The organism is Sphingomonas sp. URHD0057 (genome assembly GCF_000620665.1).
Lineage (GTDB): Bacteria > Pseudomonadota > Alphaproteobacteria > Sphingomonadales > Sphingomonadaceae > Sphingomicrobium.
This window is the reverse complement of record NZ_KK211162.1, coordinates 649,231-673,678: the sequence shown is the minus strand read 5'-3', so window position 1 is coordinate 673,678 and position 24,448 is coordinate 649,231. Positions and strand designations below refer to the sequence as shown.

The window sequence follows — 24,448 nt, the reverse complement described above, 5'->3', positions numbered from 1 at the left end:
TGCGACGAACGGAGTGGCAAATGCCGGATAATGCGAAATGGGAGGCGAAGGCGAAGGGTCTGCTCAAGGCCGAGCTGAAGAAGCGTGGGGTTACCTACGCGCAGTTGGTTGAGAGGCTATCCGCAATAGGGGTTCACGAAACCGAACCGAATGTTAGAAACAAGCTTGCTCGGGGCAAGTTTACGGCGGTGTTTCTAATCCAATGCCTAGAGTCTGTCGGTGCATCCTCGTTGCGTTTGTCGGATGGCTAAGCCTAGCCGCCGCCGACCCAAAGCAGACCGGTAATCAACCAGCCGACGCAACCAACCAGAACGTAGCCAACGCCCTCAACAATGTGGCGGCGGCGCTCCAGCGCCCGAATGAGCCCAAGGGTTATCAGGAGCCATGTAAGGAAGGCCAGAACAACGGTGCCAGCGACCTTTGCGCCCAATGGAAGGCCGCGGACGCCGCCCGCAATGCCGCTGATTACACTTTGTTGTTTGGTTGGCTGGGCACGCTGATTGGAGTGCTCACGCTCGGTGCCGCTGCCGCCGCCGCCTTTTTCGCAAAGAACGCTGCTGAGCACACCGAAGCCGGTGCAATCGAAGCGCGGCGGGCTGCTAACGCCGCCGAAAAGGGTCTGCGACATTCCGAAAAGGTGACGCGCGCCGAACTGAGGGCCTACCTGGCTGCCGAAAAGGAGAAGCTTAGGATCTCTGGCAATGAGGCTAGCATCGACGTGTTCTTGCGGAACGTTGGAAAAACCCCGGCGGAGGAAGTCGCGAGCGAGCGCCGACTCTACTTCATCGCTGGACGAAAGAAGCCCAGAATTTTCCCGAGCATGAATTACAAAACCGCGATGGGAACGGTTGGCCCGCAGGTCCCTGTGGAAGCCTACACCCCGATGCGACTGAGCCCCGGAAAGCTCCGTGCGATGCGCGCCGGGATTGGCCGCTTTGAATTGCATATGGCGATCACGTTCGTCGATATGTTTGGCGATCACTGGCGATACGAACAACATGTTGTTTCCGGCAGCCAATCGGTGGCAACCGGCGTGGTTTTCACGACAAAATGCACCACCGCCCCACATAAAGAACCCGCGCAAAAGGGACTGGCTCTGAAGGCTAAGAAGGGCCGCAAGAAGCGCGCCTAGACACCCGCTAATCAAGCGCGGCTCGCGCCGCTAGGCGCGCTCCCTTTCCGGAGACTGCTACATAATGCCGAGTGCCTCGGACGGCTGCAGCGGCGGGAGGATGCCGGGCAGGCACGCGGCGAGCAGCGATTTGCCGGCGCCGGGCGGGCCGCTCATCAGCAGATTGTGGCCGCCCGCGGCGCAAATCTCGAGCGCGCGCTTGGCGACCTCCTGCCCTTTGACCTGCGCAAGATCAGGGCCGCCGTCGGGCGGCTCGGCCTCTGCGACGGGCGGCGCAGGCAGTAGCGCGCTTCCCTTGAGATGCGCGAGCAAGGCAAGCAGGTCGGGCGCGGCGATGACGTCGAGCTCACCGGCCCAGGACGCTTCACTGCCTTGCGCAACCGGGCAGATCAGGCCCTTGTCCTGCGCCGAGGCATGGATCGCGGCAAGCAGCACGCCCGGCGACGGAGCAACCCGGCCGTCGAGGCTGAGCTCACCGACCGCGACATAATGCGACAGCGTCTCGGCGTCCGTAGCCCCGATCGCCGCCAGCAGGCACAAAGCGATCGGCAAATCGAAGTGCGAGCCTTCCTTGGGCAGATCGGCCGGCGACAAATTGACGGTGATCCGCTTGGGCGGAAGCGCGAGGCCGATCGACGCCAAGGCCGCGCGCACGCGCTCGCGGCTCTCGGCAACTGCTTTGTCCGGCAGCCCGACGATAATGAATGCCGGCAAACCCGACGACAGCTGGACCTGAACCTCGACGGCGCGCGCCTCGAGGCCGAGATAAGCGACAGTGGCGACGGTCGCGGCCATCAGGCCCCGTCCCCACAAAACCCGGCGCTGGTCAGACTTCCCCCTAGCTCGGCGGAGCGAAGCTAGCCCGCGGTGGACCATAACTGCAAGCCGCTTGCGTCAACCCAGGTGTGTCACCACATCAATACGCATGATTTCGCGCGAGCAATGGCGGAAGCTGATCGACATGCCCGTGGTCGAATGGGGGCTGTTCGCGCTCGGCGTGTTGCTGGTCGTCGCCGGCCTCGTCCTCGCGCCGCTGCCCGGTCCGGGCGGCATCTTCCTGATTGCGCCCGGAGTCGCGCTGATCCTCAAGACCAGCATGTGGGCCAAGCGGCGCTATGTCCGTCTGAAGCGCTGGCAGCCCAAGGCCGGACGGTGGATGGACTGGGGCCTGAGACGCCGCAGCGCGCTGCGCCGCGAAGCGCTCCGCAAGGCCGAACAAGGCGGCGCGGCCGATTGACTTCGGCTGGCCTCTCCTCTATCGGCGCGCTCAACAATGGCTGCCCCTGGGCGGCCCTTTTTCTTTGAATTCGAACTTAAAGGCATGAGCGATGAAGCGCACCTTCCAGCCGAGCAATCTGGTCCGCAAGCGGCGGCACGGGTTCCGGTCCCGCATGGCGACGGTCGGCGGACGCAAGGTGCTGAACGCGCGCCGCGGCCGCGGCCGCAAGAAGCTCAGCGCCTAGTCACGCTGAGGAAACGCGCCGACTTCCTCGCTGCCAACAGCGGGAAGCGGGCATCCACCCCCGGTTTCATCCTGCTGGTTCGCGATCGCAAGGACGCCGATCCGTCGATGCGCGTGGGCTTTACCGTGACCAAGAAGATCGGCGGCGCGGTCGTCCGCAACCGCATGAAGCGGCGCTTCCGCGCGCTTGCGCGGGAGATCGTGCCAGCGAAGGGCGTGGCCGGGTCGGACCATGTCATGATCGGCCGTGCCAATGGCATCGAACGGGATTTCGAGCTGCTGCGTTCGGAGTTTGCGAACGCGCTGGACCGGTTGCGCGCGTGATTGCCCGCCTGATGATCCTGATCGCCAAGGGCTGGCAGAAAGGGCCGTCGCAGATCCTGCCGCCAAGCTGCCGTTACCAGCCAAGCTGCTCGGCCTATGCGATCACCGCAATCCAACGCTATGGGGCGGCGCATGGCGGGTGGCTGGCACTCAAACGCATCTTGCGCTGCCATCCGTGGGGCGGCCAGGGCCATGACCCGGTACCGTAAGAGGATCCTACACCAGTGAACGACAGCAAGAATATGATCCTCGCGGTGGTGTTGAGCGCGCTCGTGCTACTCGGCTGGACGTGGGCGGCGAACAAATATTTCCCGACCGCCAACCCGCCGAGCACCAAGATCGAGAACGGCAAGTCGCAGCCGCTTCCGCAGCCGCAGGCGCAGCCGGCCGGCCCTACGACGCCCAAGACGGTTCAAAGCATCGCCGCGGCGCTCGGATCGGGTCCGCGCGTGCGCATCGAGACGCCCTCGCTCCAGGGATCGATCAACCTCAAGGGGGCGCAGATCGACGATCTGCTGCTAGTGAAACAGCGGCAGACGATCGCCAAGGACTCGCCGCCCGTGCGGCTGCTGTCGCCGCTCGGAACCCCGGGCGCCTATGTGGCCCAATTCGGCTGGACGGCGCCCGACGGACAGGCGCCCGGCCTCGACGCGGTGTGGTCGACGGACCGCGCGACTTTGACGCCCGGCGAACCGGTGACCCTCAGCACCCAGGCACCGTCCGGCGCGCGCTACCAGATCAAAATCGCGGTCGACGCCGACTATCTGTTTACGGTCCAGCAGTCGGTCGCCAATGCGTCGACGCAGTCGCTGAGCGTCCGTCCGATCGGCCTCGTCAGCCGCGCGACCAAGTCACCCGACCCCGACAGCTGGACCAATCAGGTCGGTCCGATCGGGGTGTTCGACGACAAGGCCAATTACGACGTCAACTGGAAGGACCTCGACGAAGGCAAGTCCGAAACCTTCACCGGCGCGAGCGGATGGCTCGGCTTCACCGACAAATACTGGCTGACCGCCCTGGCCCCACAGGGCGCGCTGAGCGGCGAGTTCCGCAAGAGCGCCCGCGGCGGCTATCAGGCCGATTACGCACTCGCATCGTCAACCATCGCACCGGGAGCGACGCAAACGACCACGACGCGCTTCTTCGCGGGCGCGAAGGAGAAGCCGCTGCTCAATCGCTACGAGACGGCGGGCATCCCGCGCTTCAGCTATGCGATCGACTGGGGCTGGTTCCACTGGTTCATGATCCCGATCTTCGACCTGCTGCTGTTCCTGTTCCGCACGCTCGGCAATTTCGGGGTCGCGATCATCTGCCTGACGCTGATCGTGCGCGCGATCATGTTCCCGATCGCGAACAAGCAGTTCCAGTCGATGGCGGCGATGCGCAAGGTCCAGCCGAAAATGAAGGCGATCCAGGAGCGCTTCAAGGACGACAAACCGCGCCAGCAGCAGGAGATCCTGAAACTCTACCAGCAGGAAAAGATCAATCCCGCCGCGGGCTGCCTGCCGATCCTGCTTCAGATCCCGGTCTTCTATGCGCTCTACAAGGTGCTCCTAGTCAGCGTCGAAATGCGGCATCAGCCTTTCGTGGGCTGGATCAGGGACCTGTCCGCGCACGACCCACTGACGCCGGTCAACCTGTTCGGGCTGCTCCACTTCACGCCGCCGGCGTTCCTGGCCATCGGCATTCTCCCGATCCTGGTCGGCGCGACCCAGTGGCTGTCGATGAAACTGAACCCGCAACCGATGGACCCCGCGCAAGCGCAGGTGTTCGCGCTCATGCCGTGGTTCCTGGTCTTCATGATGGCGCCGTTCGCCGCGGGCCTGCAGCTCTACTGGATCACCAACAATTTGCTGACGATCGCCCAGCAATGGTGGCTGTACCGCAAGTACGGTCTCCATTTCTCCGACACGCACCCGGTTCACGACTGATGACCGACGACGGCGAACTTGGGGAGCGCGCGCGCAAGCTGTTCGCGGGACCGATCGCGTTCGTGAAGTCGGCGCCCGAGCTCAAATTCCTGCCCGATCCCGACGTGCCCGAGATCGCCTTCGCGGGGCGCTCGAACGTCGGCAAGAGTTCGCTGCTGAATGCCTTGACCAACCGCAAGGCGCTGGCGCGGACGTCGAATACGCCGGGGCGCACACAGGAGCTCAACATCTTCGACGTCGGCAGCCCGCCGCAAATCCGGCTCGTCGACATGCCCGGCTATGGCTTCGCCGACGCGCCCAAGGATCTGGTCCGGCGTTGGCGCTTCCTCGTCAACGACTATTTGCGCGGGCGGGCAGTGCTCAAGCGTGCGCTTGTGCTCGTCGATTCGCGCCACGGGCTCAAGGACGTCGACCGCGACGTGATGCGGATGCTCGATGACGCCGCGGTCGGCTATCACCTGGTGCTGACCAAGGGCGACAAGGTGAAGCCCTCGGCGCTCGGCGCACTCTATGAAGCCACGATGGTCGAGGCGCGCAAGCATCCCGCCGCGCACCCGGCCATCTTCACCACGTCGAGCGAAACCGGTAGCGGAATCGCCGAGTTACGAACCGCGATCCTCGAAGCGGCAACCATCTAGGGAGCTTACCTTGTTCAAGCTCATTATCGGCAACCGTGCCTATTCCACCTGGTCGATGCGCGGCTGGCTCGCGTGCAAGCAATCGGGCGAGGAATTCGAGGAGCTGGTCGTGCCGATGTTCGACTCCGAATGGGAGAAACGCCGCGAGGGCGACGAATTCGCGCCGTCGCTGGGCAAAGTGCCGATCCTGTGGGACGGCGATTGCGTGGTGTGGGACAGCCTGGCGATCATCGAATTCCTCGCCGACCGCTATGGGCGCGAGCTCTACTGGCCGGAGGAAGACAGCGCCCGCGGGATGGCCCGATCGATGGCGGCGGAAATGCATTCCGGCTTCGCCAACCTCCGCCGCGAGCTGCCGATGAACGTCCGCAAGAGTTTTCCCCCGATCGACCTCAGCGACCCGATGCGCGACGAGATCGACCGCATCCTCCAGCTGTGGGCGCAGGCTCGGGCGCGCTTCGGCGGCACCGGCGACTTCCTGTTCGGCGAATGGTGCGCGGCGGACATGATGTACGCGCCGGTCGTCACGCGCTTCATCACCTACGGCGTCGCCGTGCCGTCGTTCGCGGGGGTCTACATGAAGGCGGTGCTGTCCCACCCCGACGTCGCCGAGTGGATCGACAAGGCCCAGGACGAGCCGTGGGTGATCGATCAGTATGAGGTCGACAAGGCGGCCTAATAAGGCGAGCCGTCCTTGTGCGTGTACTTGCCGTCTGCGCCGACCATCATGTCGATGTCCGAATAATAGCAGACGTCGGCCGGCGGCCGGCCAATCGCAATGAGGCGGCACGGCCGATCCGAGCGGTTGATCAAATGGTGCCCATTGGCGACGCCCTTGGCGAAGACCGCGACATCGCCCGGCCGCATCACCGTCTCGCCCTCGTCCTCAACGAGCACCGCCTCGCCTTCGAGCATCACGACCAGCTCGTCCTCGCCGACGTGCCAATGACGCTGGCTCGACCAGGCGCCGGGCTCGAGCGTCGCAATGTTGGCGCCGAAATCGGTCAGCCCGAACGGCGCCGCAAGCCGCTGCGCCCAGCGGCCGCGGACTTGCGCGTCGTGCGGGCGGCGGGTAGCCCGTCCGCTGAACCTTCTCGACGCTTTCGAGATCGACCTTCGGCATGCTGCACCTCCGCTCGCCCGCCGTTACAGACGGCGGCGCGGCTGCGCTAGAAGGTGCCTTTGACCGACAGGTTGAACAGCGGCCCGACGAGCTGGTCACGCTTGTCGAAGAAGGAGACCGGAAAGCGGTCGCGATAACCGGTGTAGACGACCCGATCGAGCGTATGTCGGCCGTTGAAGACGTTGTCGACCGTTGCCCTCACGGTCATCCCGAAGACGTTTTTGTGCTCGACGTAGAAGCCGGCGATCGTCGGGATATCCTGCGCGTCGTAAACCTCGGTGGGGTAGTAATATTTGGCGTAGTGATTGCGCTGCACGTAAACGCTCCACGCCCAGGCGGTATGCGGGATGTCGTGCCGAAGCTGGGCGATTGCAAAAACATCCTGCACGCCGCTGATCGACCGCTTTTCCCGAGTCAGTGGATCGCGGACCGAGGTCCATTCGCGAAGAAGGGTGAGGTCGAGCTTGGCGCCGGTCCAGCCGATCGGATCGAACTGGATCGTGCTGGTGCTCTCGAATCCGTAGCGTTTCGCGCTTGGCAGGTTCCCGACGCCCTGGCCGTTGTTCGGCAACGGGATGCGATCGATGATGTCCTCGACTGCATAATACCAGGTGCGCAGCCGCGTCTTGCCCCACGGACCAAGGTCGCGTCCCACTTCGACCTCGCCTTCCCAGCTTTGTGGAGGGACCAGGTCGGGATTGCCGCTGTTCTCGCGGTCGTTCGACAGATTAGGCTGGTCGAGGAAGTCGTAGAAGCTGATCTGGCCGACACGGCGGCGCAGCTTCAGGCTGGCGTCCCAGCCGTCCGCCGGTCGCCAGCCCAAGGTCACGCTTCCCTTGGGCCGGAAGAATTTACGCGGCGGCAGGTCGCCGTCGACTCGCTCGAGTTTGGAGATTTCCGCCCCCGCCGCGACCTGCAGATCGAGATTGGATGTCAGCGGCCGGCTCAGCGTCCCGATCGCTTCATAGCGGACTTCCTGGACCTTGCCGCTTCCGCCGGGAAATTCGACCTCCTCGAATTCGCCGTCAGGCGACAGGCTGAACAGGCGTCCGATCTGGTCGAGGGAGTTGAACGCGCGCTCGAGCGACAGCTGCCAGTCGTTCCTGCCACCCTTCCAGCCATATTCGGCGCGGCCGATCATTTCCTTGATTCGCGTGTTGCGGTCGAGCCGCGTCCCGGTGCTGGGATTGCCGTTGTCGAAGCGCAGGATCTGCGTGGTGACCAGCGGCTCGTGCTCGAAATGATAAAGGCCGATCGTCTTCAAGCGGCCCGGCCCGAGCGCGAACTCATAATCTCCGTTCCAGTCGAAGAAATAACCGTCGAGCTTGGTGATGGTCGATCGCCGGCGGGTCTCCCCGGTGACGAAGTCGCGCCGGTCCCGGATGTGGGTCGGCGACCAATAGGGGTTGTAGCCGACCGTCATGTTGCCGATCGACGTGCCCGGCCCATGGAGGGTGAACTTGGCCTCCGCGTTCGCATTCTCGGTCTCGGAATGATAGATTTCGTTCCGCCGCTCGGTCAGCACGTGGTTGGCATCGTAGATCAGGATCGGACCACCGAAGCCGCCGCGCCCGGGGTTGTTCTTGAGCGAGAGCGTATAGTCGACCGGCCCACTCCTGCCGGAATAGCTGACCGATCCGCCGAGCAGCTCGGGCTTGGCGAAATGCGCCCGGAAGCTCGGCTCCCAGTCGAACTGGCCCGAGGAGGCCGTCGCTTGCTTCAAGACGATGTTCGCCACCTGGCCCGATAGCCCGGCGATGCCGAGGCTCGCGGCGTCGACGATCTCGATCCGCTCGACATTGGCGGCGGGCACCTTCTTGAGCTGATCGACGGCGCCGCCGGACTTGTTGGCGATTCGCTCGCCGTTGATCAGCACGTTCTCCGATGCCTGACCGAGGCCTCGCTCGGTCGTGTCGGCGGTGCGAATGGTGAAGCTCGGCACCTGGACGAGCATGTCGTAGGCAGTCTTGGGGGCGAAGCGCGCGAAGTCCGCCGTGGTGTAGATCCGTTTCCCGGCCACTGGCGTCGCCACCGCCGGCGAAGCCACCGCCGGATCCGACGCAGGCACGGGCGTTGCAGCCTGGCCGAACGCGGGCGCGGCAAGGACGCTTCCGCACAGCATGACCCCACGCAACCGACCGAACACGAGCATGGACTTCCCCTGTTTCACTAGCACAATCGCCAGTGCTACATTTGTAGCGTGCTACATTTGTAGCGTCGACGCAAGCCCTATTTCGATGAACCGACCAATGACTCGGTGAACCGTTCCGCTCGGGCCGAACTTGCCTCGACCCGAAGGCTTGCTACGGCTCCCCCATGCCCCCCGAGATCGATCCCGTCGCCTTCGCCTCAGAGCTTATCGCCTGCCCCAGCGTGACGCCGGCGAGCGGAGCGGTGTTCGACACGCTCGAGCGCGCGCTCGCGCCGCTCGGCTTCGAGGTCCATCGCTGGGTGATGGGCGAAGCCCCCGATGGGCCGACCGAGAATATGGTCGCGATCCGCGGGTCCGGCGGCCCGCATTTCGGCTTCGCCGGCCATCTCGACGTGGTGCCGCCGGGCGATGGCTGGAGCGTCGACCCGTTCGCCGGTCAGATCGTCGACGGAGCGCTCGTTGGCCGCGGCGCCAACGACATGAAGAGCGCCATCGCGGCCTACGTCGCGGCGCTGTCACGGATCGAGCAAGCCGCGGGCACGCTGTCGCTGCTGATCACCGGCGACGAGGAAGGCTATGCCGTCTACGGTACGCCGCGGATCATCGACTGGCTCAACGAGCGCGGCATCCGCCCGGACATGATCCTGATCGGCGAGCCGACCTCGGTCGACCGGCTCGGCGACACCGTGAAGATCGGGCGGCGCGGCTCGGTCAACATGTGGATCGACGTGCCGGGCGTGCAAGGCCACGTCGCCTACCCGCACCGGACAACCAACCCGATCCCGCCGCTGGCGCGGGTCGTCGCCGCGCTCGAGGCCGTGCATCTCGACGACGGAACAGACACCTTTCCGCCATCCAACCTCGAATTCACCGGCATCGACACCCCGACGCATGCCAGCAACGTCATCCCCGGGTCGGCGACCGCGCAGTTGAACATCCGCTTCAACAATCTTCAACGCGGCGCCGATCTCGTCAAAATGGTCGAGGAAATCGCCGCGCGCGAAGCTCCGGGATCGGAAGTCCGCGCGCGGATTTCGGGCGAGGCGTTCCTCACGCCGCCGGGGCTGCTTTACGACGTGATCGTCGCGGCGATCGAGGAGGAAACCGGCCAAAAGCCCGAGCTGTCGACCAGCGGCGGCACGTCGGACGGGCGATTCCTGATCCAGCTCTGCCCGGTGGTCGACTTCGGCCTGCCCAACGCGACCATGCACAAGCTGGACGAAGTTGCGGCGGTCGAAGACATTCGCGCACTGTCGCGCATCTACGAGCGGGTGGTGCGGAAAGTGCTGGGCTAAGCCACCGACTTAACGCTGCCGCGGTCGGCGTTGCCGATCCAGTCGAGGAACTCGGCCTCGAACATCGGCGCGGCGAACAGATAGCCCTGGACGGTGTCGCAGCCCATGGCGCGGAGGATGTCGCCCTGAGCGACGGTCTCGACCGCTTCGGCCACGACTTCGCAGCCGACGCCCTTGATCAGCTGGATGACCGCCTGGACGATCACCCGGGCTTTCTCCGACGATTCGATCTCGGCGATCAGCGACGGATCGAGCTTGACCCGATCGAGCGGCATCGCCTGCAGCCGTGCGAGGTTGGAATAGCCGGTTCCGAAGTCATCGATCGCGATGCGCGCGCCATCCTCTCGAAGCGCGCCGATTTCCTCGAGCACCGCCTCGCTGACCCGCATTGCGACCGTTTCGGTGAACTCGAGCTCGATCATCGACAGGGGCACGTCCGCGTCCTCGAACGCGGAGCGCAGCCGGAGGAAAAAGTCGGGGCGATCGACCTGGCGGGGGCTCACGTTGAACGCGAGGCGCCCCTTGAAGCCGGTGCGCCGCCAATCGCCGAGGACGGAGGCGACCTCGGCCATCACCCAATCGCCGATTTCCGAAATGACGCCGGTCCGTTCGGCCACCCCGATGAAGGTGCCGGGCAGGCGCAGGCCGTCGCGCGGGTGGTTCCAGCGAAGCAGCGCTTCGGCGCCCACGACCACGCCCGTCACCAGGCTCATCTGCGGCTGGAACGCGAGCAGGAAATCGCCGCGCTGGACCGCTTCGGTCAGTGCTCGCTCGGTGTCGATCCGCTCCTGGTGCTGGGCCGCAAGCTCGGCGTTGAACAGGCAATGCTGCCCGCCGCCATTGGATTTGGCCTGGTACATGGCGATGTCGGCCGCGCGCATCAGGGCTTCAATGGTGGTCCCGTGATCGGGCGATACGGCAACGCCGATGGACGCGCCGATGTCGACGCTATGCGAAGAAAGCTCGAACGGCTCGGAGACCGCCTGCGCCACCCGCCGCCCAACCCGCTCGATCGCGGCAACCGACTCGATGGCGGGGAAGAAAATCGTGAACTCGTCGCCGGCGAGCCGCGCCAGCAACGGTCGCGTCGCCGCGTTGCCGACGAACTCCGTGTTGACGCAGACCCGTAACCGGTTGGCGACCATGATCAGCAGCTGGTCGCCCCGTGCGTGGCCCAGGCTGTCGTTGACGTTCTTGAAGCGGTCGAGATCGACGAACAGCATGGCGCAGCTGGCGTCGGCCGGCGCTTCGCCCAGCAACCGGTCGGCCTCGGACCGGAAATGCAGCCGGTTCGGAAGCGACGTCACCGGGTCGTACATGCCGAGGGCATGCGCGTTCTCGATCGAGGTGCGAACCTCGGCGAACAGCGTGTCCACCGCGGTTGCCAGCTTGGGCATGGTCCGGCGCAGCGCGGGCGGGGCCGGCGACGTCAGGTCCCCTTGCTCCACGGCAAGCAAGCGGTCGCCGAGCGCGTTCAGGGCCCGGGCGCTCTCGCTATTGGGCCGCTCCGACGCGATGTAGCTGATCAACAGGCAAAACGCCCCGGCGGCGAGCGCGGCCAGCAGCTTGGTGTCGAACTCGGTGATGTAGAGGAAGGCGGCGAGCGAGAAGAGGAAGGAGGCAAAGCCGGCCACACACGACAGGATCGCGTTGCTGATCTGTTGGGCCGTGCCAGCTTTCATCGAACGTCAGCAACCTCGCGCGGATGGCGTGCCCGCCTATCCGCTCGCGTTACGCGCGAGGGGTTAAGAAAAAGTCAGTGGCGCCTGAGCACGATGTAGAGGCTGCCGCCGCCGCCATGGCGACGATGCGCGCCCCGTACCGCGGCGATCGCGGGCGCATGGCGCGACGCCGCGAGCCAATCGTGAACCGCAGCGCGGATCCTCCCGCGCTGGACCGGCGGATCGCCGGCGCGATGATGGCCGGTGATGAGCAGGACGATCCGCGCGCCATTCGCAATCGCGCGCTCCAGCGTGCGGTCGATCGCGGTCCATGCAGCGTCGAGGCTCAGCCCATGAAGGTCGAGCGTGACGTCGGGCTGGACGGAGCCGGAAAGAAGCCGGCGGTCCCAGCCGCCGTCGAGGGTCGTTCCGAGAGATGTCCGGGACGGGCCGACGGCGTTGCTGCGCGGAGGTTTGGCCACGCTTGGCTTGGCGGCCGATAGTGCCGGTTTATCAACGCTTTGGGGTTCGACCCTATCGCGCGACAGCGGCTTGATGGTCGCGGCGACATGGACCACAGCTCAGCTTCGTCAGGGCTGAGCGGACGCACTGCCCGCCGCTCCCTTGGGAACGAGAATCAGCGCCTCGCCGGATGCCGACATGCCCCCGGCAATCGCGACCGCCTCCGGCCCCGCCCCCCAGAAGGTGTCGAAACGGTTGGAGCCCTTGATCGCCCCGCCGGTATCCTGAGCGACCCACAGGCCGGTCGCTTCGGCGCGGTCCATCTTGAGAAAGACGGGTGCGCCGAGGGGAACGTAATTGGGATCGGCGGCGACGGTGGCGTGCGGCGTGACGGCGACATTGAGCGCGCCGAGCGGACCTGGCCCGGTCAGTTCCTTGAAGAAAACGTACGAGAGATTCTCGCGCATCAACGCCTTGCCGGCCTCGGGATTGGCGCGGATCCAGTCCTTGATCGATTGCATGCTGGCGCCGCCTGGCGGAAGGATCCCTCGGTCCCGCAGCAACCGCCCGACCGCGACATAGTCGCGGCCATTCTGCCCAGCATAACCGACGCGTATCACCGTCCCGTCGGGAAGGCGAATGCGGCCCGAGCCCTGGATCTCGAGGAAGAAGAGGTCGACCGGATCCTTGGCCCAGGCCAATTCGAGCCCCCTACCCGCCAGCGCGCCGTCCTCGATTTCGGCGCGAGTGAAATAGAGGACGCAGGTGCCGGTCTGATCGACCCTGCCGCGGCCCGTGGTCCCGTCGGCCTTGGTGCAGCGGACGAGGTCGGGGGGCAGTTGATAGAGCGGGACATAGCCCGGCTCGGGCGTTCGCGAACCCTCGATCTCCGGCTCGTAATAACCGGTGGCGAAAGCGCGGCCGTCGCCGACCTTGAGCCAGTCGAAGCGGTAGAAGAAGAAGCCCGGGGCATAATCGGGAGCGAGCGACGCCGCCTCGGTGCACACCGCATTCCAGCTGCCGGGGCTGGTCAGCTGCGACTGGTCCTGGCGCCGCATCAGCGCCGGGCAGCTCGCCTGAAAGGCGGCGAGCGCTCTCCGCGCCTCTTCGGCTTTCAGCGTGCGCGGCGCCTCGACCTTGAAGCCGGTTGCGCGCGCCGTCGGTCCGATCGGGCTAGGAGTCGGCGGCGTTGGACCGGGGGTCGGAACGGGTCGAACCGGGACTGGAACGGGTGCCGGCGGGGGAGTGGGGGCTGGCGGCGGAATGGTCGCGCAGGCCGCAAGAATGAGGAAGGTTGCGAGCGCGAATGCCCGGATCACGCCGGTCACTCGTCCTCGTCGGTCTCGATCAGCACCCAGTTCGGATCGCGGGTGGAAAGGTCGCGGCGGAAGGTCCACAGGTCGCGGGTCTGGACCGCGTCGCTCATCGACCCCGCGACCACGTCGCCGCCTGCGTTGCGAGTCACCGCCGCGATGTCGGCCTCGAAGCGGACGGTGAGGACGGCGATGTTGCGATCGACCGTCGCTTCGGAAATCACCGATTGCTCGATCGCCACCAGGCGGTTGTCGAGGACCAGCCCGTCTTTCCGGCGCTGCTCGACGGCGCTGGAGAAGGTTTCATAGACGTGATCGTCGACGTGGCTCCGGACCTCGTCGAGATCCCCCTTCCAGAAGGCCTCGAGGATCATCTTGTAAGCAGCCTTGGCGCCTTCGAGGAAGCGGGCGACGTCGAATGCCGGGTCGGCGGCGAGGATCGCGCGAACCCCGGGTCCGGCGGTCGGAACGAACGCCATGTCGCCGGCATCGGTCGCTGCCGGGGTGGTTACGGCCGGCTGGCTGACCCGCGCCTCGACCCGCGCATCGGGGTCGGCTGGCTTGAGGATCGGCTGCTGCTCATGCCCGGTGCGCTCGCCCAGCACGCTATAGAGGCGCAGGCCGACAAACAAAGCGACGAGGGCGAGAATAACGATGACGGTCAACTTGCAATCCTATTTCGATCCTGATGCGCAACATAGTGCGCAACGGGTTTAGATTCCAACACCGGCAACGCACGAACCCGCCATTGCGCCCCATTTGTGCGGCTGCTAGTCGCCCAGCCCGACGCGCCGCCCTCTCGAAGCGGCTCCCGACACAACTCAAGGCTTTGTAAGGACAGCATGAATGGCGGACCAGGAACCGACCAATGACGGCAATGGCTCGGGCGAGCCAGGTGAAGAGCCGCAGGTCTCGGTACTCGCGCAATATATCAAGGACTTGTCGGTCGAGAATCCGAGCGCGCCTCAGGTCTTCCAATGGCAGGTTCAGCCAAGCGTCGACGTCCAGTTCAACATCAACGTCGAGAAGCTCGGCGACGACGTTCACGAGATCGTGCTCAAGATGGAGGTCTCCGCCCGCTCGGAGAATGGCGTCCATTTCGTCGTCGATTTGAGCTACGGCGGGCTGTTCGGCCTGCGCAACATCCCCGAGGAAGCGCTTCCGCCGTTCCTGCTGATCGAGGCGCCGAGGCTGATCTTCCCGTTCGCGCGGCAGATCGTGTCGGAAGCGGTCGCCAACACCGGCTTCCCGCCGCTGTTGCTCGACCCGATCGACTTTGCCGGCGCCTATCTCGCGCAGCTCGAGGCGTTCCAGGAACAGCAGGGCGGCGAGAGCAACGGCTCGGGCCAGCCGGCGCCGTCCGAAGCTCCCTCGGAATCCTGACGCCGGCGCGGCCGAGCGAGCGATGAACCTCCACAAGGCCACCGGGACCATCGGCGGGCTGACGATGGTCAGCCGGATCGCCGGCTTTGCGCGCGAGATGCTGATGTCGCGCGTACTCGGCGCGGGCTTCTACACCGATGCCTTCTACGTCGCCTTCCGCCTGCCCAATACCTTCCGGCGGCTGTTCGGCGAGGGCGCGTTTTCGGCCGGGTTCGTGCCGCTCTACAGCCAGCGCCTCCAGTCCGGCGGCGAAGGCGAAGCTCGCAACTTCTCCGAGGAAGTGCTGGCGGTTTTCCTACCGACCTTGATCTTGTTCACGATCCTGTTCGAACTGATCATGCCGCTGTTCATCCTCGCGATTACGGGATGGCACGGCGATCAACTGGCGTTCGGGACGTATCTCACGCGGATCACCTTTCCCTACCTGCTGCTGATCAGCCTGGTCTCGCTGTTTTCCGGAATCCTCAACAGCATCTCGCGCTTTACCGCGGCGGCGTTCGCGCCGGCCTTGCTCAACTTGGCGATGCTGGCGGCTTTAATCTTTGTGCGTCAGGGTGGCGCCATCACGGCGACGGCCGTTGCCGGCGCCGTGACCGTGGGCGGCGTGCTCCAGCTCGGCCTGCTAGTGGCGGCCTGCAAGCGCGCCGGCATCGTTCTCAAGGTCCGCAAGCCGCGGCTCACCCCCGGGGTGAAGCAGTTCATCAGGGTGGTGCTGCCCGCCACCCTCGGCGCCGGCGTCTACCAGGTGAGCGTGTTCATCGACACCTTCTTCCTCGCCCGCATCGGCACCGGCGCGGTCAGCTGGTTCAACTATGCCGACCGCCTCAATCAGCTTCCCTTGGGCGTGATCGGCGCCGCGATCGGCACCGCCATCCTCCCGCAAGTCAGCCGCCACGTCGACATCGGCGAGGCCGGCAAGGCGGCCCGCGTCCAGGGACAGGCGGCGGAGCTGGCGATGCTGCTGTGCCTGCCGGCCGCGCTGGCGCTGGCGGTCAGCGCCCTGCCGCTCGTCTCGGCGATCTTCGAGGCAGGCAAGTTCAACGCTCGCGACGCGCATTTCACGGCGCTCACCTTGTCGATCATCGCGCTCGGCCTGCCCGCTTACGTGCTGGTGAAAGTTTTGACGCCCGGCTTCTATGCCCGCCGCGACACCGCCACTCCGGTCAAGATCGCCCTGGTGGTACTCGTCGTCAACGTCATCCTCAACTTCGCGTTGATCCCTTCGTTCGGGATCGGCGGGCTCGCCGCGGCGGTTGCGCTCAGCTCGTGGCTCAATTGCGCAATTCTCTATGCCCTCTTGCACCGCCGCGGCCATTTCCGGCTGGAAAGATGGCTCGCCTCGCGCCTCGCCCGGCAGCTGATCGCCGCAGCGGCGATGGTCGCCGCGCTTGTCGGCATCAAGATGCTGCTCGGCAGCTGGTTCACAGGCTCGCTCGGCCACCGGCTCGTCGGAGTGGTTGCCGTCGTCAGCGGCGGCATGCTCGTCTATTTTCCGCTGGTGTGGGTCCTCGGCGGCACCGACCGCGAGGCGTTCAAGTCCCTGTTGAGGCGACGGAGGTCCTACACCGATGCCGGCTGATTCGCGGCCCATGCGCGTCGTCTCGGGCATCCAGCCAACCGGCGACTTGCACCTCGGCAATTTGCTCGGAGCGATCCTGCGATGGGTGAGGATGCAGGATGAGGCCCAATGCCTGTTCTTCCTCGCCGACCTCCACGCGCTCACGGTCGAGGTTGATCCGTCGCGCCTGGGCGCGAGTGTCCGCGAAATGGCGGCGGCGCTGATCGCGAGCGGGATCGATCCGAACAAGTCGATCGTGTTTCGCCAAAGCGCCGTGGCGGCCCACCCTGAGCTGGCCTGGATCCTTCAGGGCACGGCCCGGATGGGCTGGCTCAACCGGATGACGCAGTGGAAGGACAAGGCAGGCAAGAACAAGGAAGGCTCGTCGGTCGGCCTGTTCACCTACCCGGTGCTCCAGGCGGCGGACATCCTGCTCTACAAGGCGACGCACGTGCCGGTGGGCGAGGACCAGAAGCAACATGTCGAGCTGACGCGGGACATCGCGCTCAAGTTCAACACCGACTTCGACGTCGACCTGTTCGTCCCGCCCGAGCCCTATATCGGCGGCGGCACCGCGGCGCGGGTGATGAGCCTGCGCGACGGCAACATGAAAATGTCCAAGACCGATCCGTCCGACATGAGCCGGATCAACTTGACCGACAGCGACGAACTGATCGGACAGAAAATCCGCAAAGCAAAAACCGATCCCGAGCCGCTGCCCGATGACGAGTCCGCACTCGACGGCCGCCCAGAGGCCAAGAACCTCGTCGGCATCTACGCCGAAGTCACCGGTGACAGCGTCGAACAGGTGCTGCAGCGCTTTGCCGGTCAAGGCTTCGGCGCGTTTAAGCCGGCACTGGCCGACGCGCTGATCGCGCTTCTCGCCCCATTGCGCTCCCGTCTCGAGGAGTTCCGGAAAGATCCGGCCGAACTCGACCGCCTGCTTCGCAGCGGCAGTGAACGGGCGACAGAGATCGCGGCACCTACGCTTGCGGCTGCATATGACGCCGTCGGACTGACGCGCTAGAAACTCGCTTCATCGACGGTTCACCGCTGTTAGTGGTATAACACCACTGATATTCAACAAGTTTCCCGATTCGAAGGGGTGTGGGTATGCGTATTTCCAAGCTTGCAGCGACGGCTTTTCTCGGCGTCGCGGCGCTCGGCCTGTCGGCCTGTGCCAATACTTTGAACACCGAGGTTTCGCGCTACCAGGCGATGCCGGCGCCGCAGGGCCAGACCTTCGTTGTCGTGCCCGGTGAAGGCATGGCGGCCAACGGCGGGCTCGAATTCCAGCGCTATGCCGGGATCGTCGCACAGCAGCTGCAAGCGCGTGGCTACACGCCCGCCGGCAGCCTCCAAACCGCGTCAATGACGGTCCAGCTGGGCTACGGTGTCGATCGCGGCCAGGTCCGGATCGAGTCGGACCCCTTCCCGCGGTATGGCGGCTATGGCTTCGGCAGTCCGTTCTATTATCCGCGCTTCGGCTTCCATTCGCCCTTCTATTACGGGTGGGACGATCCCTTCGGGTACGGCGGCTATGGCGGCCGTGGCATCGACAGCTACGTCGAATATCACAGCCAGATCGACCTCCACATCCGGGCTGCGGGGACCAATACGCCGCTGTTCGACGGCCGTGCGCAGGCACGCTCCCAGACCAATCGCCTCGACGTGCTGGTGCCGAGCCTGGTCGAAGCCTTGTTCACCGGGTTCCCGGGCCGCAACGGCGAAGTGGTGAAGATTACGGTTCCAAGGCCGCAGCCAGTACGCGGCTAAGCAGACCGACCGCAAAAGCAGGCCCGCTGGAGTGATCCGGCGGGCCTTTTCTTTTGGGCGCAATCGGCCGGACGCAAGCGGAGGCGGTCGCTGTTAGCGACTCCCAAGCCTTCAGGAGATGCGTCGTGACCAAGCCTGCGTTCGTTTCGCCCGCCCGTGCAGTCGCCGAGGCGTGCGCGGCAAATCCGCTGGCGATCCTGATCCCCTGCCATCGCGTCATTCGCGCGGACGGCTCGCTCGGCGGCTATCGGTGGGGCGCCAGGCGCAAGGCGAAGCTTCTCATCGGCGAGCGGAACGCAGCGTGACGGACCTAGCAGGGTTCAACTGTGAGGCGGTCCGCGACGGGCTCGACGGCCGCGGCTTCCACATCATTCCTGGGCTTATCGCGCCGGACGCCTGTGAGTCGCTGTCGGCAGGTTACGAGTCGGACCAGTACCGAAGCACCATCGTCATGGCTCGCCACGGTTTCGGACGCGGGGAATACAAATATTACCGCTACCCGCTCCCGCCGCTGATCGCCGAGCTCCGGCCCATGCTCTATGAACGGCTCGTCCCGATCGCCAACGGATGGCAGGAGGCGCTCGGTTCTCCGATCCGCTATCCCGACCGCCACGAGGATTTTCTGGCGCGGTGCCGAGCGACCGGACAGACGCGGCCGACGCCATTGATCCTCCGCTATGGTCCCGGCGACTATAATTGCCTGCATCAGGATGTGTACGGCGGAAGCCTGTTCCCGCTGCAGGTCGCGGTGCTGTTGTCGGACCCCGCACAGTTTTCAGGCGGCGAATTCATCCTGACCGAGCAACGGCCACGGCGGCAGTCGCTGGCGCGGGTGGTTCCGCTCGGTCAGGGCGACGCCGTGATCTTCCCGGTCCGCGATCGGCCGGTTCGCGGCTCACGCGGCTACTATCGCGCGCAGCACCGGCACGGCGTCAGCGAGATCCGCTCCGGAAGTCGCCACACGTTGGGAATCATCTTCCATGACGCGGCTTGACCGCCGCGCGGACTAGCCCTCGAGCTGGCGCGTCAGCAGGCGGATGTCGGCGTCGAGCTCGGCGTCGCTGGCGCGCAGCTTCTCGATCTGGCGGACGGCGTGGATCACGGTGGTGTGATCGCGGCCGCCGAAGCGCCGGCCGATGTCCGGCAGCGACTTGGGCGTCAGCTGCTTCGACAGATACATCGCGACCTGGCGCGGACGCGCGACCTCGCGCGCCCGGCGCGCCGAGGTCATCTCTGCCTTGCGGATGCGGTAATGCTCGGCGACCTGGGTCTGGATTTCATCAATGGAAATGCGACGCTGGTTGGCGCGCAGCACATTGGCCAGCACTTCCTCGACGAACGCGACGTCGATCGGCCGCCCAGTCATCATCGCATAGGCGCCGATGCGGTTGAGCGCGCCTTCGAGCTCGCGTACCGAGGACGTCACCCGGCGGGCGAGGAAGTCGATTACCGGACGCGGCATTTCGACGCCGGGAAGCACCTCCAGCTTGGCGACGATGATGTTAAAGCGAAGCTCGTAATCCGCCGCGTTGATGTCCGCGACCAGACCCCAGGACAGGCGCGACAGGATGCGCGGGGCAATTCCGTCGAGGTCCTGCGGAGCGCGGTCCGAAGTGATCACCAGCCGCCGCCCGGCGGTGATGATCTCGTTCATTGTGTGGAAGAATTCCTCCTGCGTGGAATCCTTGCCGGCGATGAACTGGACGTCATCGATGAGCAGCAGGTCGGCGCTCCGGAGGCGCTGCTTGAACCCGATCGTGTCGTTTTCCTTTAGCGCCCGGATGAACTCGACCATGAACTTTTCGGCCGACATCGAAACGACCTTGCTGCCCCGGTTGTGGGCGACGAAGGTGTGGCCGATCGCATGCAGCAAGTGGGTCTTGCCGCGGCCGGTGCCGCCATGGATGAACAGCGGGTTGAAGCTGACGGTCTGCGACGTCGCCAGCGTGCGGGCAGCCGTCGCGGCGACTTCGTTGGCCTTGCCGACGATGAAGGTCTCGAACCGATACCGCGGATCGAAGTTCGGCGCGTTGGGATCGCGCTCGGACGGCAACGGGCTTTCGTCGAGAATGAGTAGCGGGGCCGGCCGCGGCGCGTCCGATGCCGCGACCACCCGCACTTCGCGAACCACCGGAAGCACGGTCTTCCAGGCCAGGGACAGGCGCTCGCCGAAATGCGAGCGGACCCAGTCGGCCATGAACTGGCTCGGCATCACGAGATTGAGTGCGCCGCTGTCGGGATCGAAGGTCCCAAGCTCGGCCGGCTTCAGCCAGCCGTCGAAGGTGCGAACGCCAAGGTCACGGCGAAGTCCGGTGCGGATGGAGTCCCAGGCCGCCTCGAGCGGTGCGGCGACCGCTCCGGCAGGCTCGTCAACCGAATTCGCAACAACCCCCTGCACTGTTCCGCGCCTCCCTCGTCTAGCCCCCCGTTCGAAGGCAAAAGGAAAGCGCTGCGCCCGAACCGAGTCGCGCGCTCAACGCTTCACTTCTCTCTTGCCCACGGCGCGGATTCGCGCCCGGAAGGATCGGTTTTGAGAGTGTCGGCCCAAGCTTGCAAGTGCCGTTTTTTCACGAAAGTGAAATAATGGCCCTTGACATAGGAATTGGGCCAATCATGGCCGAAAGTCGCGCAAAACTGCGGTTTTTAAGATTATTTCCGCGTTAACGAATGCGCGAATCGCCGGAATTGCTGCATTTTTTTGACGGTCCCGAAACGAAACGAGCCGCCGGTTTCCCGACGGCGCGTTCGCTATTTCGTTAAGCCCAGCTTTTAGCCGAGCGACGCAACCCTCTTGGACAGGCGGGAAAATTTGCGGGAAGCCGTGTTCTTGTGGATGACTCCGCGAGCAACGCCGCGAGCCATCTCCGGTTGTACCATTTTGAGAGCTTCGGCGGCGTCGGTCTTCTTGCCGGCCGCAATCGCCCACTCGACCTGCTTGATGAAGGTCCGGATGCGGCTGATTCGCGAATGGTTGATGGTCTCGCGGCTCGCGTTGCGCCGGATGCGCTTTTTGGCCTGCGGCGTATTCGCCATTGTGATCCTCTAGCTCAATGAAAAACGGCGCGCCCCTTGGGGGTCGCACCGAAGTGCCGGCTCCCTACCCGCAAAGGCCGTGAAGGTCAACGCTGGCAGCGAGGGCAATGGAAGGTCGAGCGGCCGCCTTGGACGATCCGCTTGACCGTTCCACCGCAAGCGCAAGCTTTGCCCTCCCGGTCGTAGACCTGGAAGGTCTTTGAAAAATAGCCCAGCTCGCCGTCGGGTGAGGCAAAATCGCGCAAGGTTGAGCCGCCCGCCGCGATCGCTTCGTCGAGGACCGCCTCGATCGCCGGGACCAGCCGCCGCAATCGCTCGAGCGAGACCGACCGGCCGGCGCGGCGCGGATGGATGCCGGCCCGATACAGCGCCTCGCAAACGTAGATGTTGCCCAGTCCGGCGATGATGGTCTGGTCGAGCAGGAGCAGCTTGATAGCGGCCGATCGGCCCGTCAGGCGGCGCTTCAGGTCCCGCGGATCGATGCCGAACGGCTCGGGCCCGAGCGCCTTGAACGGCGGCCACTGCGCAAGTTCGTCCGTTCGCACCAGGTCCAGCGATCCGAAGCGCCTGGCATCGTTAAGCGCGACTCGCCTTCCCTCATCGGTCGCGATCAGAAAGTGGTCGTGCTTGGCAAGCTCGCCCGGGTCGACCCGCCAGTGCCCGGACATGCCGAGATGGAAGACGAGCGTGTCGCCGCGGTCGGTGTCGATCAGCCCATATTTGGCGCGGCGGTGAAGCCCGGTGACCCGGGAGCCGGTCAAGCGCTGGCCGAGATCGACCGGCATGGCGCGGCGCAGATCGGGCCGCCGCGCTTCGACGCTCGCGATGCGACGTCCGTCGAGCACGCGCGCCAGTCCGCGAACGGTGGTCTCGACTTCGGGAAGCTCGGGCATAGGCGCACGATATGGCGGACCGCTGCCAAGCCCGCTAGAGGCGCAGGCCCATGAGCGACCAGGTCAATTTCGGCGACGAGCTCGTCAGCCCCGAAGAGAAGACACGGCGAGTCGGCGCAGTCTTCAGCTCGGTCGCCCGGCGCTACGACCTCATGAACGACCTGATGTCGGGCGGGATGCACCGGCTGTGGAAGGACCGCTTCGTCGCCCGCGTGAAGCCGCGCGCCGGCGAGACCATCCTCGACATGGCCGGCGGCACCGGCGACGTCGCATTTCGAATGGCGCGGCGCGGGTCGCACGTAACGGTCGCGGATATCAACGCCGACATGCTCGAAGTCGGCAAGCGGCGCGCTGAAGGCCACCGCCTGAGCCTATCATGGCAGGTCGAGAATGCGGAAAAGCTGAGCTTCGCCGACGGCAACTTTGACGCTTACACCATCGTGTTCGGCATCCGGAACGTGACCGACATCCCGGCAGCGCTGCGCGAGGCGCATCGCGTTCTGAAGCGCGGCGGGCGCTTCTTCTGCATGGAGTTCTCGTCCAGCGACTGGCCCGGGTTCGCCAAGCTGTACGAGACCTGGGCCGGTAAGCTGATCCCGCGCCTCGGCAAGGCGATCGCAGATGACGAGGACAGCTATCGCTATCTCGTCGAAAGCATCCGCCGCTTCCCGCGTCCGGCGGCGTTCAAGGCGATGGTGACTGAGGCGGGCTTCGTCCGCGCCGCTGCGGAGCCGATGCTAGGCGGACTCGTGACCATTCACTCAGGCTGGAAGATTTGACCACTTCTGTCACTCATCTGTGGCGTTTGCTGAAGTGGGGCCGGACGCTGGCGCGTCATGGCGCGCTGCAGGGCATCGAGGAAGACCCGATGACCCCGCGCCCGGTGCGGCGGCTGGCGCGGATCGCCCGGCTGGGCGCGCGAGTGCCGCCCATCCCCGATTACGCGCGCGCGCTTCAGGACATCGGCCCGGCGGCAATCAAGCTCGGCCAGGCCCTTTCGACCCGACCGGACCTGGTCGGCGAGCGCGCCGCCGCCAATCTGTCGCAGCTGCAGGATGACCTGCCGCCTGCCCCGTTCGCAGCCATTCGGCAGACCATCGAGGGCTCATTCGGCCAGCCGCTCGAAGCGATCTATTCGCGCTTTGACGAGGTGCCGATCGGCGCCGCTTCGATCGCGCAGGTCCATCGCGCGGTCACGACCGACGGCCGCGAGGTTGCGGTCAAGGTCCTGCGTCCGCACATCGAAGAGGAATTCGCCCGGGCGATCGAGACCTACGAATGGGCGGCGGCCCACGTCGAGCGCTACGGCGGCGAGGCGGAACGGTTGCGCCCTCGCCTGGTCGTCGCCCATTTCCGCCAGTGGACCGCTCGTGAGCTCGACCTTCAGCGCGAGGGCGCCTCGGCTTCCGAGCTGCGCGAGAACATGGTCGCCGAGCCGGGTTACTACATCCCGGAAATCGACTGGCGGCGGACCGCTCGCCGCGTGCTGACGATGGAGTGGCTCGACGGGATCAAGCTCAACGACCGCGAAGCGCTGATCGAGGCGGGTCACGACTGCAATGCGCTTGCCGCGATCCTCGTCCGCGCCTTCCTGCGCCAGGCCGTGGTGGACGGCTTCTTCCATGCCGACCTCCATCACGGCAATTTGTTCGCGCTGCCCGACGGCCGGATCGGAGCGATCGACTTCGGGATCATGGGGCGGATCGACCGCCGCGCGCGCGTCTGGCTTGCCGAAATCCTCTACGGCCTGATCACCGGCAATTACGACCGCGTCGCCGAAATCCACTTCGACGCGCAATACGTCCCGGCGCACCACAGCGTGCGCGAGTTCGCGACCGCGCTGCGCGCCGCCGGGGAGCCAATCCGTGGGCTGCCAGTCAAGGAAATCTCGGTCGGGCGGATGCTCGAGACTCTGTTCTCGATCACCCGCGACTTCGACATGCAAACGCAGCCCCACCTGCTGCTGCTGCAAAAGACGATGGTGATGAATGAGGGGGTCGCGACCGCGCTCGATCCCGACATCAACATGTGGGAGACGGCCGAGCCGTTCCTCAAGGAATGGATCCGCTCCGAGCTGGGGCCGGAAGCCTATTATGCCGACCGCATCATCGAGGTCGTCCGGGCACTGAAAAAGATCCCCGAGTTGATCAACCGCCTCGACGAATATTACCCGCCGCGCGGCGCCGCCCCGCCAGCCCCGCCGCTACCCGACATTGCAGTGATCGAGCGGCGAAATTGGCAGGGCTACGCCATCGCAGGAATCATCGGCGCGGGCATCGGCGCCGTGCTCCTGTTTGTGCTAGGATAGAGCG

Annotated in this window: 27 protein-coding genes and 1 pseudogene; 18 read left to right on the top strand and 10 right to left on the bottom strand. The window is 65.4% G+C overall.

Annotated features, from left to right (window positions below; translation table 11 throughout):
- Positions 1-20: 20 nt before the first annotated feature.
- Both N539_RS19205 and N539_RS18625 read left to right on the top strand, forming a co-directional pair.
- Positions 21-251: a DUF6471 domain-containing protein gene (locus tag N539_RS19205; protein WP_028970488.1), complete on the top strand. Its 231-nt coding sequence runs from the start codon at positions 21-23 to the stop codon at positions 249-251.
- Positions 203-1,132 (top strand): hypothetical protein, encoded by a 930-nt coding sequence (locus N539_RS18625; protein WP_156029924.1) that lies wholly within the window; start codon positions 203-205, stop codon positions 1,130-1,132. Before N539_RS19205 ends, N539_RS18625 begins: the two co-directional genes overlap by 49 nt.
- Positions 1,133-1,195: 63 nt before the next feature.
- On the opposite strand, the pseudogene N539_RS16960 reads toward N539_RS18625, so the two are convergent.
- Positions 1,196-1,927 (bottom strand): annotated as a pseudogene (locus N539_RS16960) (magnesium chelatase domain-containing protein); the annotation flags it as partial.
- Positions 1,928-2,057: 130 nt separating this feature from the next.
- Between N539_RS16960 and N539_RS0112205 the strand changes: the two are divergent.
- From N539_RS0112205 to N539_RS0112175, 7 genes are all read left to right on the top strand, one after another.
- Positions 2,058-2,369, top strand: a complete 312-nt coding sequence (locus tag N539_RS0112205) for a PGPGW domain-containing protein (protein ID WP_231463055.1) — start codon at positions 2,058-2,060, stop codon at positions 2,367-2,369.
- Positions 2,370-2,460: 91 nt separating this feature from the next.
- On the top strand, positions 2,461-2,595 hold the full coding sequence (gene rpmH / locus N539_RS0112200) for a 50S ribosomal protein L34 (RefSeq protein WP_028970824.1): 135 nt from the start codon (positions 2,461-2,463) through the stop codon (positions 2,593-2,595).
- A 5-nt stretch (positions 2,596-2,600) separates the two neighbouring features.
- Positions 2,601-2,918 (top strand): ribonuclease P protein component, encoded by a 318-nt coding sequence (rnpA, locus tag N539_RS16955; protein WP_037552920.1) that lies wholly within the window; start codon positions 2,601-2,603, stop codon positions 2,916-2,918.
- Entirely contained in the window at positions 2,915-3,127 is a 213-nt protein-coding gene (yidD, locus tag N539_RS0112190; RefSeq protein ID WP_028970484.1) for a membrane protein insertion efficiency factor YidD, read from the top strand. Before rnpA ends, yidD begins: the two co-directional genes overlap by 4 nt.
- Before the next feature lie 15 nt (positions 3,128-3,142).
- Positions 3,143-4,849 carry a membrane protein insertase YidC gene (gene yidC, locus N539_RS0112185; RefSeq protein WP_028970483.1) on the top strand — a complete coding sequence of 569 codons (1,707 nt, stop codon included), beginning with the start codon at positions 3,143-3,145 and terminating at the stop codon, positions 4,847-4,849.
- Entirely contained in the window at positions 4,849-5,487 is a 639-nt protein-coding gene (yihA, locus tag N539_RS0112180; RefSeq protein ID WP_028970482.1) for a ribosome biogenesis GTP-binding protein YihA/YsxC, read from the top strand. The genes yidC and yihA overlap by 1 nt, the downstream gene beginning before the upstream one ends.
- A 10-nt stretch (positions 5,488-5,497) precedes the next feature.
- The gene (locus N539_RS0112175) at positions 5,498-6,166 is read left to right on the top strand and encodes a glutathione S-transferase family protein (RefSeq protein ID WP_028970481.1); all 669 of its coding nucleotides are present in this window, start codon (positions 5,498-5,500) and stop codon (positions 6,164-6,166) included.
- Here N539_RS0112175 and N539_RS16950 read toward each other — a convergent pair.
- Both N539_RS16950 and N539_RS0112165 read right to left on the bottom strand, forming a co-directional pair.
- On the bottom strand, positions 6,163-6,474 hold the full coding sequence (locus N539_RS16950; protein ID WP_331280093.1) for a cupin domain-containing protein: 312 nt from the start codon (positions 6,472-6,474) through the stop codon (positions 6,163-6,165). The genes N539_RS0112175 and N539_RS16950 overlap by 4 nt on opposite strands.
- 182 nt (positions 6,475-6,656) lie before the next feature.
- Positions 6,657-8,762 carry a TonB-dependent receptor plug domain-containing protein gene (locus N539_RS0112165; protein WP_051531779.1) on the bottom strand — a complete coding sequence of 702 codons (2,106 nt, stop codon included), beginning with the start codon at positions 8,760-8,762 and terminating at the stop codon, positions 6,657-6,659.
- Positions 8,763-8,926: 164 nt separating this feature from the next.
- Between N539_RS0112165 and dapE the strand changes: the two genes are divergently transcribed.
- Positions 8,927-10,057, top strand: a complete 1,131-nt coding sequence (gene dapE, locus N539_RS0112160) for a succinyl-diaminopimelate desuccinylase (RefSeq protein ID WP_028970479.1) — start codon at positions 8,927-8,929, stop codon at positions 10,055-10,057.
- On the opposite strand, the gene N539_RS0112155 is transcribed toward dapE, so the two are convergent.
- From N539_RS0112155 to N539_RS0112140, 4 genes are all read right to left on the bottom strand, one after another.
- Complete coding sequence (locus tag N539_RS0112155; protein WP_051531778.1) at positions 10,054-11,739, bottom strand: putative bifunctional diguanylate cyclase/phosphodiesterase; 1,686 nt, start codon at positions 11,737-11,739, stop codon at positions 10,054-10,056. The genes dapE and N539_RS0112155 overlap by 4 nt on opposite strands.
- Positions 11,740-11,813: 74 nt before the next feature.
- Entirely contained in the window at positions 11,814-12,200 is a 387-nt protein-coding gene (locus N539_RS16945) for a Smr/MutS family protein (protein WP_331280087.1), read from the bottom strand.
- Positions 12,201-12,308: 108 nt separating this feature from the next.
- A complete protein-coding gene (gene mltA / locus N539_RS0112145) occupies positions 12,309-13,499 on the bottom strand; it encodes a murein transglycosylase A (protein WP_443027630.1) in 1,191 nt (396 codons plus the stop codon).
- Between the two features lie 5 nt (positions 13,500-13,504).
- A complete protein-coding gene (locus tag N539_RS0112140; protein WP_028970476.1) occupies positions 13,505-14,158 on the bottom strand; it encodes a Tim44/TimA family putative adaptor protein in 654 nt (217 codons plus the stop codon).
- 181 nt (positions 14,159-14,339) lie between these two features.
- On the opposite strand from N539_RS0112140, the gene secB reads away from it, so the two are divergent.
- The 6 genes from secB to N539_RS0112110 all read left to right on the top strand — a co-directional run bounded on the left by secB (position 14,340) and on the right by N539_RS0112110 (position 19,204).
- Entirely contained in the window at positions 14,340-14,876 is a 537-nt protein-coding gene (secB, locus tag N539_RS0112135; protein WP_028970475.1) for a protein-export chaperone SecB, read from the top strand.
- Positions 14,877-14,898: 22 nt separating this feature from the next.
- Complete coding sequence (murJ, locus tag N539_RS0112130) at positions 14,899-16,455, top strand: murein biosynthesis integral membrane protein MurJ (protein ID WP_028970474.1); 1,557 nt, start codon at positions 14,899-14,901, stop codon at positions 16,453-16,455.
- Positions 16,456-16,465: 10 nt separating this feature from the next.
- Entirely contained in the window at positions 16,466-17,461 is a 996-nt protein-coding gene (gene trpS / locus N539_RS0112125) for a tryptophan--tRNA ligase (protein ID WP_028970473.1), read from the top strand.
- A gap of 86 nt (positions 17,462-17,547) precedes the next feature.
- Entirely contained in the window at positions 17,548-18,210 is a 663-nt protein-coding gene (locus N539_RS0112120; protein WP_051531776.1) for a DUF4136 domain-containing protein, read from the top strand.
- A 125-nt stretch (positions 18,211-18,335) separates the two neighbouring features.
- Complete coding sequence (locus N539_RS19065; protein WP_331280086.1) at positions 18,336-18,515, top strand: MGMT family protein; 180 nt, start codon at positions 18,336-18,338, stop codon at positions 18,513-18,515.
- The gene (locus N539_RS0112110; protein ID WP_028970470.1) at positions 18,512-19,204 is read left to right on the top strand and encodes a 2OG-Fe(II) oxygenase; all 693 of its coding nucleotides are present in this window, start codon (positions 18,512-18,514) and stop codon (positions 19,202-19,204) included. Before N539_RS19065 ends, N539_RS0112110 begins: the two co-directional genes overlap by 4 nt.
- 12 nt (positions 19,205-19,216) lie before the next feature.
- Here N539_RS0112110 and dnaA read toward each other — a convergent pair whose 3' ends face one another.
- The 3 genes from dnaA to mutM all read right to left on the bottom strand — a co-directional run bounded on the left by dnaA (position 19,217) and on the right by mutM (position 22,136).
- Positions 19,217-20,608 carry a chromosomal replication initiator protein DnaA gene (gene dnaA, locus N539_RS0112105; RefSeq protein ID WP_028970469.1) on the bottom strand — a complete coding sequence of 464 codons (1,392 nt, stop codon included), beginning with the start codon at positions 20,606-20,608 and terminating at the stop codon, positions 19,217-19,219.
- A 371-nt stretch (positions 20,609-20,979) separates the two neighbouring features.
- On the bottom strand, positions 20,980-21,243 hold the full coding sequence (gene rpsT / locus N539_RS0112100) for a 30S ribosomal protein S20 (protein WP_028970468.1): 264 nt from the start codon (positions 21,241-21,243) through the stop codon (positions 20,980-20,982).
- A gap of 86 nt (positions 21,244-21,329) precedes the next feature.
- The gene (mutM, locus tag N539_RS0112095) at positions 21,330-22,136 is read right to left on the bottom strand and encodes a bifunctional DNA-formamidopyrimidine glycosylase/DNA-(apurinic or apyrimidinic site) lyase (RefSeq protein ID WP_028970467.1); all 807 of its coding nucleotides are present in this window, start codon (positions 22,134-22,136) and stop codon (positions 21,330-21,332) included.
- Positions 22,137-22,186: 50 nt separating this feature from the next.
- On the opposite strand from mutM, the gene N539_RS0112090 reads away from it, so the two are divergent.
- Positions 22,187-22,915, top strand: coding sequence for a class I SAM-dependent methyltransferase (locus N539_RS0112090; RefSeq protein ID WP_028970466.1), 729 nt, complete (start codon positions 22,187-22,189; stop codon positions 22,913-22,915).
- Positions 22,912-24,444 carry a 2-polyprenylphenol 6-hydroxylase gene (ubiB, locus tag N539_RS0112085; RefSeq protein WP_028970465.1) on the top strand — a complete coding sequence of 511 codons (1,533 nt, stop codon included), beginning with the start codon at positions 22,912-22,914 and terminating at the stop codon, positions 24,442-24,444. The genes N539_RS0112090 and ubiB overlap by 4 nt, the downstream gene beginning before the upstream one ends.
- The last annotated feature ends 4 nt before the right edge of the window (positions 24,445-24,448 follow it).